Genomic DNA, 17,074 nt, shown 5'->3' with positions numbered 1-17,074 from the left:
GGAATATATGATGATATTCGATATGCAGAAAAAGTTATTGATTTAACACCGGAGATGAAAGAAGAAATAATACAAGAACTTGAAGAAGCAAATCTTGAAAAGTGGGAGTATGAGTACGATGAATATAGGGGAGAAGGAAGTGAGGAATGTTTTTGGGAATTTGGAGTAGAATTTAATGATGGTACAATAATGTCTACCGTTGGTAATTATGGAACCACACCAAAAGAGTATAAAACGTTAAGAGATGAACTGTATGAAAAATTAAATGAATACTAGAAAAAGTAAAGAGGGGAATGCTAAAGTTTTTGGCATTCCTTTTCAGATATAGGGTTTTGTGGAATGCAACGATAAGAGTGAAATACTGGGCCGAAATGACGGGCTGAAATGGTTGCGTTAAATGGAACTAGACATAATATTAATTCGTCTAATAAGTGATAAACTATTAATTGACACGAAAGAAGCATTACAGGAAAGTGAGTTGTACATATTAATCCAAACAATCTAATAGAAGTATATGAAATTGCAAGATGTAATAAAAGAATTATACAATATTTCTCAGAGCTAATAATAAAGATGGAGGATATCCCTATTTCATTAGCGAAAGGACATAAGTAGATATGAAAAGAAAAATTATATGTATATTAATAGGTGTTGTGTTTTTAATCGTATTATTGACTGCTTGTACTGTGAAAAAACAAGAAGAAGGGAAAAAAGAGGAGGTAAAAAAAGAGGAGGTAAAAGAAATGGATATAAACGAAGATAATGGGACGCTTGCAACAAAAGAGTACTTAATTGATTTATTTCTTATTACGGAGGAAGACCTAGATGGGATACCTGTTGATGAGATTCTATATTATTTTAAAATTACTGTAAAAAATTTAAATGAAATTAAAGAAGATATGAAAGAAAACGCATCTATTATAACAAATTTGAAACTCTTACAAAAGTCAATGGAAGAAGAAAAACAAATAGAAAAAGAATACGGAACAATCGACTTTACGTATATACTTGGTGCAAAAGAACAGGAAGGAGAATTTCCAAATATAGATTCCATTCATTATTTAGTTGATTCCTATAACATAGGAGAGGGAGGATATTCTTGTGTTATTGACTTTGAAAAAAATAAAGTATACTATGAACCAAATACTGCAAGTGCATATAGAGATATTCGATATGCAGAAAAAGTTATTGATTTAACACCAGAGTTGAAAGAAGAAATAATAAAAGAAATAGAAGATGCAAAGCTAGAGGAGTGGGATTATGAGTATGATGGATATAGAGGAAAAGGTGGAGAGGAATGTTTTTGGAAATTTGGAGTAGAGTTTAATGATGGGACAATTGTTTCTAACAGGGGGCTATATGGAAATTCACCAAAAGAATATATAACGTTAAGAGATGAACTGTATGAAAAATTAAATGAATACTAGAAATGATAAAGAAGGGAATGCTAGAGTTTTTGGCATTCCTATTCTAATATAGGGATTTGAGTAATACAACGAATCTGAGTGAAATACCTGCCCAAAATGGTTGTGTTAAATGGAACTAGACATAATATTAATTCGTCTAATAAGTGATAAACTAATATATTGACACGAAAGAAGCATTACAGGAAAGTGAGTTGTACTTATTAAACCATACAATCTAATAGAAGTATATGAAATTACAAGAGGCATTAAGAGAATGAAAAAAGTATTTTCCAGAGGCATTAATAAAGCTGGAGGAAATCAGTATTTTATTAACGAAAGGAAATGATTAAGTATGAAAAAAAGATTTTGTCTTTAATATTTAGTGTAATACTAACGAGTATATTATTTTCAGCTTGTTCAAGTAAAAAGCCTAGGGAGGAAGAAAAAGTGAGTATAGGAGGAATAAGTACGAATCAACAAGAAGGAGAAGAGGATAAGTTAGCAACAAAAGAATTGTTAATGGAAATGTTTGGAGTTACAGAGGAAGACCTAGAGGAGATACCAGTTGAAGATATTATTTCATATTTCAAAATAACAGAAGGAGATTTAATAATTATAAAAGATGAATTAATTAACCCTACAGATGTCACAAATTATTTAAAATTGTCTTTAAAAGAGATGGAAGAGGAAATAAAAATAAAAGAAGAATACGGAACAATCGACTTTACGTATATACTTGCTGCAAAAGAATATGAAGGAGAGTTGCCAAATATAGATTCCATTCATTATTTAGTTGATTCCTATAATATAGGAGATGGAGGATATTCTTGTGTTATTGATTTTGAAAAGAGTAAATTATACTATAACCCAGATAATGCTGGAATATATGATGATATTAGATATGCAGATAAAGTTATTGAATTAACACCAGAGATGAAGGAAGAAATAATAAAAGAACTTGAGGAAGCAAATATAGGTGAGTGGGATTATGAGTATAATGGATATAGGGGAGAAGGAGGAGAGGAATGTCTCTGGCAATTTGGAGTTGAGTTTAATGATGGTACAATAGTTTCTACAGCAGGTATTTATGGAAACACACCAAAAGAATATAAAACATTAAGAGATGTACTCTATGAAAAATTAAATGAATACAAGAAAAGGTAAAGAAGGGAATACGGTTGCAGTGATGTAGTAGTGGGGGCAAATAATATTGCTTTTTTGTGCTAAAATATAGGATAACTAGAGATTAGTTAAAACTTATCTGATTAGCAGAAAAAACATATGGAACCAACTGGGAATGAGGAAAGAAGGAGAATAACAATGACAACGATAGCGATTCTATCAGACACCCACGGACTACTCCGTGACGAAGTAAAACAACAACTAAAAGACTCGGACATCATTATTCATGCAGGTGATATCAATAGCCAAGACATAGTTGATGAAATGCAAAGTTACGCACCACTTTACATCGTACGAGGCAACAATGACAAAGAATGGGCAAGTGAGCTACCTATATCATTGATGATAACTATAGAAGAAGTACGCATATTTATAGTACACAATAAGAAGGACATCCCGAAAGATTTATCAGATGTGGATCTCATAGTATATGGACATTCCCACAAATATGATGACAAAGAAGTGGCTGGTGTTAGAATGTTTAATCCAGGAAGCTGTGGTAAGCGTCGGTTTGATCTAGAGATTACCATGGCACGTATGACGATAGATAATAGTACATTTCATATAGAAAAGATTACAATTTAATATAGTAAAGAAAAAGCTTGGAAAGTTCATTCATGGAGTTAGATCTTAATAAACAGAACCATAGCAAAGAAAATAGTAAATAATACCTAAGCTTATAAAATACGAGATAATGTATAATTAAATATATATGTAATAAAAAGTAATATTTCAGCAAGTTAGATTAAATAAGTCAGGGCGGAGTAGGAAAATGAAACTAAAAAAACGATTAAGTAGAATAATTTGCATATCATTATCAGCAGTTTTTGTATTAACCAGTTGTGGAAAACAGATAAAGGAAGATTTACGAGATGATAAGACTGCACTTAATGCTAGAACAGAGACAGAAGGAAACGTTAAAGACACTATAGATGAGGAGGAAAACGCAAACGATACTAAGTTACTATCATCTCTTAGAGAAAAATATGGGGAGGTTGAATATGATTATGCAGATTCAATCATTCACGTAGATCGAGAGGAAGATATACAACTGACATTAGAATTCGATCCTTATGGAAGTGATGGAGTTTTTGCTTTGAGTGAATATTTTAGCTTTTATGAAGATGATCAGATGAAATATGAATTTGGAATAGATTGTGCATATAGTTATGATGAAGAAACAAAAGTTCTTACAATTTCACCACCATACTTTGGACTTGCTGAGATAGAGAAAAGTATAGGTTCAGATATTTCCATTAATGACCTGAATGGTACTTATTTATTTGATGACTATACTGGAAATTGGGGGAATTTTAATCAATTTTATTTATTACAAAAATGTGATACTAAGACAGGTAAAGAACTTGAGAAGCCAATCATAACCATTTATAAAGTTGATTCAGAAATAAAAGAAGCACCACAAGTGACATTTTCTTGTAATGAAGATGGGTATGCTCAGATTTCATGGAATAAGGTAGAAGGAGCAAAGGAGTATTTATTATTTACAATTGATAAGTCTGATAAGGATGGATTTTTAACTAGTGCGTTTGCATTTGCTAGAACAACAGAAACGTCATGGACTTCATCTGATTTGGAGGTTGGAGGACAAGTTTCTACAATGAATAATGAATTCATGGATTTTTCTGTACCGGAAGATTTCTTGAATTATAACGAATATGATAATGAATTTGACAAATTGAATGAAGAATATTTTGGAACGTCAGAGAAGTTTATTGGAGTAATTGCAATTAATGAGGCTAAAGCTTCGCCTATAAGCAATTTGATTTCTCTTAATGAATATTCTAAAAAATTGCCATACGAATTAGCAGACCTTACTTATTTGAATGAAGTAGGTACCTATCTTGAAAGTTTTAATGAATTACCAAGCGAAGCGGCCATTACATTGTGTGATGGTAGTATAACACGTCGTATTGTAGAATATGAGAATAAGGTAAAATACGATGGATCAAATGATATATATATACGGGGAACTGCGCAAGGAACTAATTTATCTCGCGATTATTACATAGCCAATATTGATGTATCTACTGCGCAAAAAGAGTTAAAAGAACTTATAAAGAGACAAGAATCATTAAAGGCAAAAAGCGGTTATGTCAATAGTGATATTAAAATAATTGATTTTGAATCAACAGTTGAAAAAGCCCCAGAAAAGGAAGAAACAACAACAGAAGAGGGACAGGACTCCCTTGAAGTAGAAGCCAATATAGAAACAAATAAAGTTACAGCCAACAGCGCTCTAAGTGAATATATTGCAATACACCTATTAAAAAGTGAAGAAATGATTAATTTGTCGGTGTTTACAGAAAGCAGAGATACGGATATTGTTATTGATGCATTCCGGGAAGCAATGTATCAGAATCCTCTAGTAATGGGAATTGATGAAACGAAGTATAATGAAGAAGATAGAATTCTTTATGTAAAATATGATGATTCTGCAAAAGAAACAGAAGAAAAACGTCAGCAGGTAATACAAAAGTCAAAAGACATTATTAAGGAAATCATTGATGAGGATATGACGTCCATAGAAAAGGAAATTGCAATCAATCAATATTTATGTGAACATGCAGAGTATGACGATACAGCTTTAGAAAATGTAGAATCAAATAATTTTAAAAAGAAAGATAAACAATTTAACGATTCGTTTACCGTTTATGGTGTTTTGATCAATGGGGTAGGCGTATGTGCAAGTTATGCAGGCGCATTTAAAGTGCTTGCAGATGAGGCAGGGTTAGAAAGTATCGTTGTAACAGGGGTGCTTAACGGTAATATACCACATGCATGGAATCGAGTTAATATTGATAACCAGTGGGTAACAGTTGACGTAACTAACAATGATAGCGATGAAGTTGGAAATGCATTATTAAATGTTTCTGATATGGGCATTAATGGTATATTAGTTGCAGATGATGATTATGTGATAGATGAAAAACTTTATGATTATTATTGTGATGAAGAAGATAATGAATATTATCGTTATAATAAAAAATATTTCGATATCGATACAATTACAGAAAATTTAGTTGAAGAACTTTCTAACAATGGTGAAGCTTTATTAAGAACACAATACGATATAACGGACAAAGACTTTAACAAGATAATGGAATCCGTAGCAGATGAAACTGGAATGAAAATTGAAGGATATTGCTGGCTTGGTGTAATTTATATGTCAAAGTAAAGCTTAGTTTCCGTGCTAGAATGAAATATGTAAATCAGTGATGAAGATATGATAAGATATAAAAGAAGGGATTTGATACAATGAAAAAAAATATTAAGCTAATTATAGCAGTTATACTAATAGCATCGATGATTACTGCCTGTAGTAAAAGTAATAACAAAGAAAATGTAACAGATAGCGTAGCTAATACGAATAATACAGTGGCAGAGAATACAGAACCTACAGACAATGAAGACAGTAACACAAATGTCCAACAGGAAGAAACACAAGAAGATGACACCGACAAAACGATACCTGTAGGTGTGCAGCAATTATTCCAAGTAAAATTCACTGCCAAGAAACAAGCGACATCACAAGATATTACCGAGTACTACTCAAGTGCGAAAATGGTAAATGCGTCAAAAGTAACTAAGACAAAAGTAATTACTGAAGACTTAACAGAATTACTAATAGAAAAAGTAAACCTTGCTGATGGTGAATCTATAATTGATGCAATGCTTACGAAAAAAGAAATAAGTTCAGAAGAATTTACGAAACATACAAAAACAGAGGTTGTAGCTATGGGAAGCGTAACTGCAATTCAAATAGATGGTGACAATGATGGAATTGATGATATAGTAGCATTGAATTTCGGAGGAGGTTCAGGTGGCTTTTGTAATTTGGAATTTTATAAAGGAGCGGAAGATCAAACCTATACGTTAACCAATTCATATAGCTGTCTATTAACATCTTTTGGCGTGTTAAGTTATGAAGGAAAAAATTATCTTGTATTAAAAGATTATGATTATAATACAAAAAATTATAATGGATATAGTTTATTATTATATGATGATGGTAAACTAGCCGATGGAAAAAGCATTTCTTTGGAAGTAGAAGACTATGATATGAATATCGTTCAAGAAGAAGATTCATTTACCGGAATTGAAGAAGTTAAGAAAACTTTGAGTAAAAAGACATATCCATCGATACTTGAAAAAAGTGATTACGTAATTTACGGAAATGCAGAAAAAAAGAGTCAGGATAATAAGTATGAATATTCTGCTGATATTGATAATAATGGTGTTGATGAAAACTACAACAAAAATATGTTTCTACCATCTTCTATAGGAACAATCATGTTCCTTGAATATGAATTTGAGACTACTAATAACTTAGAAGAGATTGATGAATTATTAACAAAGGAAAATGCACCTTTGTATGCTTTCTGGATTGACAAGGTAGCAGATAAGAATGTCCTATATGTATATTTTGGAGAAAATCAAGATTATACATTATATGCATATTTGATACAAAAATAAAGCGAAGAATAAATAGATATGGAACTTGATGATACGTATCAAGTTCTGATAAAAAAAGCAATCATTTTGTCTTCATAGGGAGCGAATGATTGCTTTTATGTTACACGCTCAGGTATGCTAATACTAATTTTGCAAAACAAAAATGGAAAAGAATGTTTTTAAAAGCGCAAATTATGGTATAATATGGTATGAAATGTTTGCATTACAGTTGCTAAGATTATCTGATTTACAGAAATAATAAAATCAATACTTTGTAACAAGTTATAGCATATTTTCATGGAAGGAGAAAGTAATTATGAATGTCACAATTCATATGAAAAGTGTAGCAAAGCGAAAGAATACCATCAATAAGATAACAATGAATTATTCTAATAAGCCAGCTACTATGCAAGGGCTTATAGAGGAAACGGTTAAGATTTGTGTGACAGAATATAATGAAAGAAAAGATAACGAAGACCTTCTCATAATATTGACAGATGAGAATATTAGAAATCAAGAAATTACTGGAAAGATTACATTTGGACGTAATTATGGTGAAAAGAAAGCAGATACGAAAGATGCAATTGAGAATGCACTACAATGCTACAAGGATGGGATTGTAGCCATATTCGTAGATGGTATTAGAAAAGAGAAACTAATGGATGAGATTGATATTAGAGAAGGTAGTGAAATAACATTCGTAAGATTAGCTATGCTAAGCGGAAGAATGTGGTAAGGGGTATTAGAAAATGGGATATGATGGAAAGTTAATAAAATCAATTGAGGAACAATATAAGAAATCTTGGGATAAGAAGAGGAATCTAAGAATAAAATTACTTTCAAAAGATAAGAAAGCACTGGTAGACGAAATAAAAGATTACAGTATATATCGTGAAGAACGCCCAACTATGAAAAAGATTGAAAAAGAATATCCAGAGAATGTAACTCTTAGTAAATATATACGTAATGGATTTAATGATGTCACTGCGTTATTTGTTCCTAAAGAGTATTGCGGCGATTATTATTATATTATCGATAAATTTAATGCCTTTCAGTATACAGATGGTTATAACAGAAGAACTGTTAGAACCAAGGATTATAGATTATCAATAGTAAAGGCATTTAGACTATTATTTTCTTATATGGCATTTGGAATCTTTAATTGTACTTTGGCAGATTATCTTCAGAATAAGATATCACCGGAGTTATTAGAGTATAAGCAAAATAATGGATATAGTAAAAAAATTTCGATTTACGATCTCGATTGTATAATTGCAGCAAGAATTGATGCAGGAGATCCTCTTGTGAAGCAAGCAATTGTTGATTGTATTATGAGTGAAAATAATACTGCAGTCGTTACCACAGAGATTATTCGTGGAATTGTTAAGAGCTCAGATAAGGAATTACATCAACTATTATGTGATTTCCTTCTTGCAGCGAAATTACAAGAGGGAGTGAGACAAGCGATATGTGAAAATGCGGATTGTGGAACAATAGAAGCATTTATATCTATTCTTGATACCATATATAATAATAATCTGATACGATATTCTGCGGTTAAGAGAGCAGTTGCAGTATGGACAGGTATTTGTAGTCAAGAGAATATGGACAGAATATCCATTAAGATACTTGATGATATTCTTGTGGCTATTAAGAATAAGGAACAAGCCTATGCATTTACCCAGACGAATGATTCTATTCATATTATGATTGGCTTATGGGCACTTGGTTGCTATGAAGTAAAAGATGCAATCAAAGTGATGGAGGAGTATGTTAATAATGGAACAAGAAATCAGGTCCTCACAATGTCCTACTATAATAGGGAGATTAAGAATGATGAATTCACAGCCATAACTTCAAGAAAAATTATAGAGAAATATACAGAGGATTTTGAAGTAATTGCTGCATTTATGCCAACTTATCTTAAACATACAGATACTTATGTAAGAAGAGTATCTAGCCAACAAGAGGGTACTTATCTGACGGTACCTATTACCTATCTATACGAAGATGAACAACAAGCAAGTAGGCATTTTGCTATTATGGATCAGATCTATAGAGCAATGCCAAAGAAAAAAATGGTGTTTGCTCCATGCATATTCCCTTGGTATGAGGTAGTGCTGACTAAGACGGACTTGGTAATACGAATGGCTATTATAGCTTATGCCCTTGATGACAACGGACGGATTGATTATCTTTGTGAGGAACTACAAAACATTGACCCTAGTAATTATTATATAAATCGTGGTAGTTATATAGCTATGTTACTACACAATCCAAAGACGGCTGTCCAACGAAAAGCACTATTTGATTATGTTGCAAATAGGGAAAGTTACACAAGAGATACAGCATTCAAATTAGTGAAGAAGCTTGTTAGAACGGAAGAAGACAATATCTTATTGGAATCCTATCTAAAGTATAAACACCAAGATATCAGAAGATATGTATTGGAACTATTAGGTGAAGTTACAGAGGAAAACCTCGTTCATTGTGTTAAAAGATTGTTGAATACTGATAATGAACAAATGAGACTAGGGGGGCTTGATCTTATCGTAAGTGCCAAATTAAAGAATGCTAGTCAAGATACGCTTAAGCAGCTCATAACTTTGGCGGAACATATGGAAAGTCCAACACCTAAGGAGAGTATTTTAATTGAGGAAATAGCAGGACGTGGAAAGACAGGTGAGATATTGAATTCTAAAGGATATGGAATCTATAAACCAGATACGTTGGTAAAACTTCCAACTAAGAAGGCTGATTTATCCGTTATACATAATTACTTTGATAAATCAGGTGAAACAGTTTATATGATATTTATACAACTGGATAAGTTTATCGCTGCGCATTCTGATATGGAGTATAAGGCTAGCTCAGGTCAAGAAGTACTTCTTGGATATAGAGTATTACTACAAACAACATATAAAGATGTACCTGAACATGAACATTATCCCTTCCCTGAACTATGGAGAGAGTTTTACGAACAGAACATTAAGAGCAATAATATGGTAATAAGTATGGGGATTGCGCTTGAAGCCCAACACTTAAAAATAGAGAATGATAGCCAGTATTTTGAATATGAGGAAAAAATATTAGGAGGATTTTGCAAGGAATATGATTTACTTGGAGGTATGAATGCCAAGAACACTTATTTGTTACAAAAACCAAATTACGTAATAACTAGAATACTGAAAAGCATGTATCAAATAGAAATTCCTTATGAAGTATCAGAGAATGCTTTAGTATATCTAGCAAACGATATTCCTGAGAATGCCTTATGGTATAAGACAATCAAGAATGATGTACCAGGACATTACTACTCCGGAGAACCAGATGAGATAGCTTTGGTAGACAACCCTAGATTTAGATTAATTCTTAATCGAATAAGAGAATGGAAAAATGAAGATGAATTTATCAAATCATTTAATGTCCTATATAGAATTGATCAACGATATCGATTTAGTTCTCATGATAAGAAGGCTGAAGATGGGGGCAGGAGACATCATTATACGAAATTAAATATGTTTTGGTATATTAAGGCCTATATATTAGGTCTAATATCTAATGATATTGTGTATAAGGCTGCATTTGAAGAAATCGGTTTATGTGAGGCAATTGATCAACTAAGTTTATTTATGAAAGATAGCTTATCTCGATATGATAAGAATAGATTAGAAAGAATGTATGAAGAGTTCATCGCGAAAGAGGATTTCTATAAGGCTGGAAAAGAGTTCTATAAAACTATAATTGATAAAGTACTTGATGTGGAATTAAAGCGTGGAGATACGAAAACGGTATTCTCAGAATCAATCAGATATATCAATAAGATCTATGGAATTGATAGATTAGTAGCAATATTAGTTGCAATGGGAAATGATATATTTGACAGGCAGTGCTATTACGGTACATTTGGTACAGGAAAAAAAGAATGTTTGAGTCATTTATTACAAGTATGTTATCCTATGGAATCTGATACAGCCAAGAAACTTGGCAGTGCACTAATAAGTACGGGCATAAACGAAAATCGATTAATTGAAACAGCCATGTATGCACCACAATGGATTAGTATTATTGAAGAATATCTGGGATATGAAGGATTTAAGAGTGGCTGTTATTATTTTATGGCACATATGAATGAAAGATTTGATGATAAGAAGATATCTATGATAGCCAAATATACGCCTCTTACAACAGAAGAGTTGAATGATGGTGCATTCGATGGAACATGGTTTCATGAAGTTTATAATCAGTTAGGTGAGAAGATATTTAATAAGCTCTATCAATCAGCTAAGTACATATCAAATGGTAACAAGCATGCAAGAGCTAGAAAATACTCAGATGCTGCTCTTGGAAAAATCGGAGTAAACCAGTTAGAAACATTGATTCTAAATAATCGAAATAAGGATCTTCTAATGAGCTATGGATTAGTTCCAATCACCAATAAGGAAGATATGCTTCATCGCTATGAATTTCTTCAGAAGTTTTTAAAGGAGTGTAAACAGTTCGGGGCACAAAGGCGTGCAAGTGAAACTAGGGCTGTGGATATGGCACTTAAGAATCTCGCAACAACGGCAGGGTATGCAGATGTTACAAGGCTTACACTAGCAATGGAGACAGAACTAGTAAAAGCGAATGCAGCTTATTTAGAATGGTGTCAAGTAGAAGACTATCAATTCAAAGTTTCCATTGATCAAGATGGGCACACACAATTGCTTGTTAAAAAGAAAGATAAAACTCTTAAATCAATACCATCTACCCTAAAGAAAGAGGATAGGGTTATTGAAATTAAAGAATTTCAGAAGAAGTTAAAAGATCAGTATTCCCGTACAGTTGCGATGTTCGAGCAAGCCATGGAAAACGGAGATGATTTTACATTTGGCGAGTTACAAAACTTATGTGAGAATCCTGTAACGCAAGCAATTGTGAGTCGTCTGGTATATAAAGCGGATGAAGTGCTGGGATTTTTAGGTGAAAGAGGTTTGTATGAAATAAAAAACAAAGAATCTGAAGGGGATAATCTGAAACAATTAAAAGGTATAAGTGAGGAGAATCTAGAGGATAGAAAGCTAGAACATATCTTTGAACAAGATAAGAAAGTTAGAGTAGCACATCCGTATGATTTTTATCTAAGTGGTAAATGGAATGTGTATCAGATCTCTCTATATGATCAATATAGAGAGAAATCAATAAAACAACCATTCAAGCAGGTATTTAGAGAGTTATATGTTAAACTAGATGAAGAACTTGATAAGTATTCTTCTCGAATGTTTGCAGGAAATCAAATACAGCCACAGAAGGCAGCTGCATGTCTCAAAGGTAGAAGATGGATTGCTGATTATGAAGAAGGATTGCAGAAGATTTATTATAAGGATAATATTGTTGCGAGAATATATGCTTTAGCCGATTGGTATTCGCCAAGTGATGTTGAAGCGCCTACATTAGAATGGGTTGATTTTTTTGATAGGAAGAACTTTGAATCTATGAAGATAAGTGATGTTCCAGATATCGTGTATTCAGAAGTCATGCGTGACGTGGATTTAGCAGTTAGTGCTGCACATGCTGGCGGTGTTGACCCTGAGACTAGCCATTCTACTGTTGAGATGCGTAAGGTAATCATAGCCTTTAATCTAGAATTATTTAAGCTAAACAACGTAACGTTTGAGAAGAATCATGCAATCATTAAGGGATCTAAAGCAATGTATAGTATTCACTTAGGAAGTGGTGTCATTCATCAGAGGGGCGGTCACCAGATTAATGTGCTACCGGTTCACTCCCAAAGTAGAGGCAAGATATTCTTACCATTCATTGATGAAGATCCTAAGACAGCAGAGATTATGTCGAAAATCATAGCATTTGCTGAAGACAAGAAGATAAAGGATCCGTATATATTAAGTCAGATTATTATGAATTGAGCTAATCGTTTTATTATAATTTGAGTCATGCTATAATAAAGAAAAATATAATAATACTGGATGGAAGAAATGATCTATAAAAATCTATGAAGACAGTAGAGATATTGCCTATGAAGTTAAAGCAAAGGTAATTGAAGAGACAAACAATATTCGAACAATGCAGGGATTCTACTGATATTCTCCTAGCAAGGGGTGTTAATTTATGGCCATTATCAGTAATATAAGACTATGATAGTAAAATATTTAGGATAAAGGAGAACATAAAATGGACCAATTCGTTATAGGAAAATTCATAGCTCAAAAGAGGAAAGAAAAAAATATGACACAAGCACAGTTAGCTGAAGAATTAGGTGTGTCTAATAAAACGGTCTCAAAATGGGAATGTGGAAAGTGTATGCCCGATTATAGCATTATTGAATCACTATGTAGACAATTAGAGGTTACTGTTTCTGAATTAATGGACGGTGAAACGAATGAAAAGAATAGTATTCGTGTTTATGATGAAAAACAGATACTAGATCTGATTGAAAGAACTCAAATATTAGAGAAACAAAAGCAGTCATTATATGGAATTATGTTAATCGTAATGGGAACTGCACTTTTTGCACTTTCACAGGTAGTTGGTGGTAATGATTTTAAAGATTTTATCTCGGGTGCTTTGATAGGACTTTCTTTCGGTGAAATGATTGTTGGTGCTTATATTGTTGGGCTTAGCCTTGGGAAGTGATTATTGGTTTTGATTAGAGAGGATTATTTGCAAAGACTCGAATATGTATTGTATATTAGTTCTATAGAAAATAAGATAATCAATATTTTTTTGTGTAAAACATATAAAAAATAAGTTCACAAGCGGTAAAATGTGTTATAATAAAAGAGTAAAGTTATTAATATATCAATCGTAGTACTATTGGATTCTATTATAAGATAGGAGGTATTAGGATGGTAATTAAGAATGAAGAGAAATTTGGGGTTTTACTTATGGCGGACGGTAGTCAGAAGAAGATTAATGATATAGAGATCGGTGATAGAATACGTTCGCTAAATAACACTGCACGAGTAGATAATATTTGGAAAGAACTACAGATAGTACCAGTGATACGATTAATGGTGGACAGTAAAGAATTGCTATTAACAAAGTATCATCCGGTACAAACAGATAAGGGAATGATCCCTGCTTACGAGTTACAAGAAGGTACGAAAGTGTTAACGCAAGAACACGGATATGTAGCAATCACACAGATTGATGAAGAACTATGCACTGACTGGCTTTCTAAATTTGATATCCATCTTGAATCAGAGGATAAGCTAGATCAACATATTATGTTTGAAAGCGGAATTGCAGTTGGTGATTACATAATTGAGAATTATATGGAGGATATTATACTGTAACCAAGAATGGGTGAATAGAACTAAAAAGAGATGTACACTGGATGAAACAGTGGCACATCTCTTTTTTCGTTTATAGTTAAATTATCCTACCTTAGTAATAGCTAGTAATACATAGTTTAAGATAAACAAACCAGTTACTACCCAAAGAATAGGGTGAACTTCTTTTGCTTTCTTCTTACAGATCTTAACGAGACAGTAGAAGATAAATCCTGTTGCGATACCGTTTGATATACTATAGAAAAGTCCCATAGCGATGCCTGCGAAAAAGGCTGGAATAGCTTCACTAAGGTCTTCCCAATTAATTTCTTTGAAGGAAGAAAGCATCATGATACCTACAATGATTAATGCAGGAGCGGTTGCAGCAGATGGAATAGCACTAACCAATGGAGTAAAGAATGCACTAAGTGCAAAACAGATAGCAACAACCACACTTGTTAAACCTGTACGTCCACCAGCACCGATACCAGCAGCACTTTCTACATATGTAGTTGTGTTTGAAGTTCCGACGATTGCACCAATTGAAGTTGCAACTGCATCAGCGAATAACGCTTTGTCCATCTTAGATTTGAAACCTGCTGTTGTTTCCATTGCTTTTTCATCTTCATCACTGAAGATACCACTGCGGCGTCCAGTCCCGATGAATGTTCCAATTGTATCGAATGTATCAGATAAACTGAAAGAGAAAATAGTTACGAATACAACTGCTAGTTTGGAAGGATCATTAAACAGAGATACGAGACCCTCTTTTGTAAATATAACACCAAATGTTGATGGTAAAGCAGCCCATGCATCTTTGAAACTTTGAGTATCACCCATACTAGTAAGTCCCATAGGAATACCGATTAATGCTGTTATGATGATACCGATAAATATAGCACCTTTTACGTTAAGCATAAGAAGAACAACAGTGATTACTAAACCAATAACTGCAAGAAGAGTTGCTAGTTCTCCTGACTTGAAGTTTGATATTTCAGGTACTATTTGAGAGCCGTGTATAGAAGCACCGAGTCCTACCTCAGCACCAGTATCGTTAGTGAAGTTTATTATATTAGCACTCTTTAAGCCTATGTAAGCGATGAATACACCGATACCACCACCGATTGCATTTTGCAAACTTCTAGGAATAGACTTAATTATGTATTTACGGATTTTAGTAACTGTAATGATGATGTTGATAACACCACAGATGAATACCATAGATAACGCTTGTTGCCATGTGAAACCAAGACCAAAACAAACAGTATAAACAAAGAATGCGTTAAGTCCCATACCAGGTGCCTGCGCATAAGGTACATTGGCAACTAAGCCCATGATTAAAGTACCGATGATAGCTGAGATGATTGTTGCTAAGAATACAGCACCCCACTCCATACCTGCCGCTGATAAAATCTTTGGATTAACAATGATTATGTAAGCCATGGCAAAAAAAGTGGTGAGACCGGCAAGAATTTCTGTAGAAATATTAGTACCGTTCTCTTTGAGTTTGAAAAACCTTTCCATAATTGACCTCCTTCAAATATAAATCAGCTGTCTTTAATCAATACCAACTGACCTTTGTCCCCACTCACGGTGACTCTTAATATGACAGAGAAAGTATATCTGATTTTAAAATAATTTGCAATTATAATATTAATATTTCTTAAAAAATAATTAAAATTATAAGTGATACTTATAAATAACATTAGTACACGATATAGACGCAAGTAAATGTAACCATAATAAAGAATAATATGTAAAATAGGCTAATATTGTATCTAATTTGGGTAATAATGTCTAATAGGAGGTAATACGATTTGAAAAAGTTAGGCAAGAATATTATTACGCATTTGTTCTTATATATAGGTATTATTTGTTTTTCGTTTGTTTCATTTAATATAGCGCGCAATTATATCTTACGGTATAATGCAATTCCGGTACAATGTGAAATTACTAAGGTAGTGGATAGTAAGGAAGATCTTCTTGATGCAAATCAAGATTCAAGTGGAAGGCATTATGAATATGGGACTTATGTCGATTATAGTTTAGAAGGTGTTGATTATAATAACATATTAATTAAGGAAGAATTCGGTCAAGTAGGGAAAACAGTAGAATTATATTCAAACAAATATGTACCAAAAAGACTTTTTTATCTTGGTGGTACGAAGATATTACTTCTTAAGATTGTTGCTTTAGAGGGGATTCTTTGTATTTTAATAGAAATATATTTGAATTATAGAAGAAAGAAACGAAGACTAGGTGGGACCAGTTAATGAGCCCACCTAAAAGCTAATATTCATCCATCCATCTTTTTAAAGCCTTAATTTCAGCATTTAGTTGATTAATTTGTGATTGATAAGTATTCATAATTGAGGCTGCATCTGTATTAGAAGTGCAAGTATTATCCGTTGTTTTGCTAGAATTTGAATCTTTACTTGAATCTGGAGTGCAATCGGGATTATTGGAATTAAGGTTTTTTAAATTAAAGCAATTACCAGGTCCTGATTCCATATAAATCTGTTGTGCATTGAATAGGATCATTGATTGTCCTACCGTCAATAGGAAATTGCTAAGAACATTTTGCTGATTAGCGGGTAAACAGAATGATAAGTCGATGGCAATTATTTGCGCTAAGAGAATAAGGCAACTAGGATTTAACTATTGAAATGCAAACCCAAGTATACAACAATCCTCCTTGCTATTTAAAAAATCAAGATTCTTATTTATAAAATCTTGACA

Annotated in this window: 13 protein-coding genes; 11 read left to right on the top strand and 2 right to left on the bottom strand. The window is 32.8% G+C overall.

What is annotated here, in order from left to right; genetic code table 11:
- The 10 genes from ACW2QF_RS10195 to ACW2QF_RS10150 form a co-directional block, all read left to right on the top strand.
- Positions 1-276, top strand: a 276-nt coding sequence (locus ACW2QF_RS10195; protein WP_455715896.1) for a hypothetical protein, incomplete at its 5' end; no start/stop codon positions are given.
- A 341-nt stretch (positions 277-617) separates the two neighbouring features.
- Entirely contained in the window at positions 618-1,427 is an 810-nt protein-coding gene (locus ACW2QF_RS10190) for a hypothetical protein (RefSeq protein WP_455715895.1), read from the top strand.
- Between the two features lie 426 nt (positions 1,428-1,853).
- Complete coding sequence (locus ACW2QF_RS10185) at positions 1,854-2,570, top strand: hypothetical protein (protein ID WP_455715894.1); 717 nt, start codon at positions 1,854-1,856, stop codon at positions 2,568-2,570.
- 156 nt (positions 2,571-2,726) lie between these two features.
- Positions 2,727-3,173, top strand: a complete 447-nt coding sequence (locus ACW2QF_RS10180) for a metallophosphoesterase family protein (protein WP_455715893.1) — start codon at positions 2,727-2,729, stop codon at positions 3,171-3,173.
- Between the two features lie 187 nt (positions 3,174-3,360).
- On the top strand, positions 3,361-5,784 hold the full coding sequence (locus ACW2QF_RS10175) for a transglutaminase domain-containing protein (RefSeq protein WP_455715892.1): 2,424 nt from the start codon (positions 3,361-3,363) through the stop codon (positions 5,782-5,784).
- An 80-nt stretch (positions 5,785-5,864) separates the two neighbouring features.
- Complete coding sequence (locus ACW2QF_RS10170; protein ID WP_455715891.1) at positions 5,865-7,082, top strand: hypothetical protein; 1,218 nt, start codon at positions 5,865-5,867, stop codon at positions 7,080-7,082.
- Positions 7,083-7,377: 295 nt separating this feature from the next.
- Complete coding sequence (locus tag ACW2QF_RS10165) at positions 7,378-7,797, top strand: hypothetical protein (RefSeq protein ID WP_455715890.1); 420 nt, start codon at positions 7,378-7,380, stop codon at positions 7,795-7,797.
- Positions 7,798-7,810: 13 nt separating this feature from the next.
- Positions 7,811-12,970: a DUF5724 domain-containing protein gene (locus ACW2QF_RS10160; protein WP_455715889.1), complete on the top strand. Its 5,160-nt coding sequence runs from the start codon at positions 7,811-7,813 to the stop codon at positions 12,968-12,970.
- 265 nt (positions 12,971-13,235) lie between these two features.
- On the top strand, positions 13,236-13,697 hold the full coding sequence (locus ACW2QF_RS10155) for a helix-turn-helix domain-containing protein (RefSeq protein WP_455715888.1): 462 nt from the start codon (positions 13,236-13,238) through the stop codon (positions 13,695-13,697).
- Between the two features lie 212 nt (positions 13,698-13,909).
- Positions 13,910-14,359, top strand: coding sequence for a hypothetical protein (locus tag ACW2QF_RS10150; RefSeq protein WP_455715887.1), 450 nt, complete (start codon positions 13,910-13,912; stop codon positions 14,357-14,359).
- Between the two features lie 81 nt (positions 14,360-14,440).
- Here ACW2QF_RS10150 and ACW2QF_RS10145 read toward each other — a convergent pair whose 3' ends face one another.
- Complete coding sequence (locus ACW2QF_RS10145; RefSeq protein ID WP_455715886.1) at positions 14,441-15,859, bottom strand: NCS2 family permease; 1,419 nt, start codon at positions 15,857-15,859, stop codon at positions 14,441-14,443.
- Between the two features lie 293 nt (positions 15,860-16,152).
- Here ACW2QF_RS10145 and ACW2QF_RS10140 point away from each other — a divergent pair, with 293 nt between their 5' ends.
- The gene (locus ACW2QF_RS10140) at positions 16,153-16,608 is read left to right on the top strand and encodes a hypothetical protein (RefSeq protein WP_455715885.1); all 456 of its coding nucleotides are present in this window, start codon (positions 16,153-16,155) and stop codon (positions 16,606-16,608) included.
- Between the two features lie 16 nt (positions 16,609-16,624).
- Here ACW2QF_RS10140 and ACW2QF_RS10135 read toward each other — a convergent pair whose 3' ends face one another.
- The gene (locus ACW2QF_RS10135; RefSeq protein WP_455715884.1) at positions 16,625-16,876 is read right to left on the bottom strand and encodes a hypothetical protein; all 252 of its coding nucleotides are present in this window, start codon (positions 16,874-16,876) and stop codon (positions 16,625-16,627) included.
- Between the last annotated feature and the right edge of the window lie 198 nt (positions 16,877-17,074).

Source organism: Anaerosporobacter sp. (assembly GCF_965301125.1).
The sequence above is the reverse complement of the archived record's forward strand: the minus strand, read 5'-3'. Positions and strand labels throughout refer to the sequence as shown.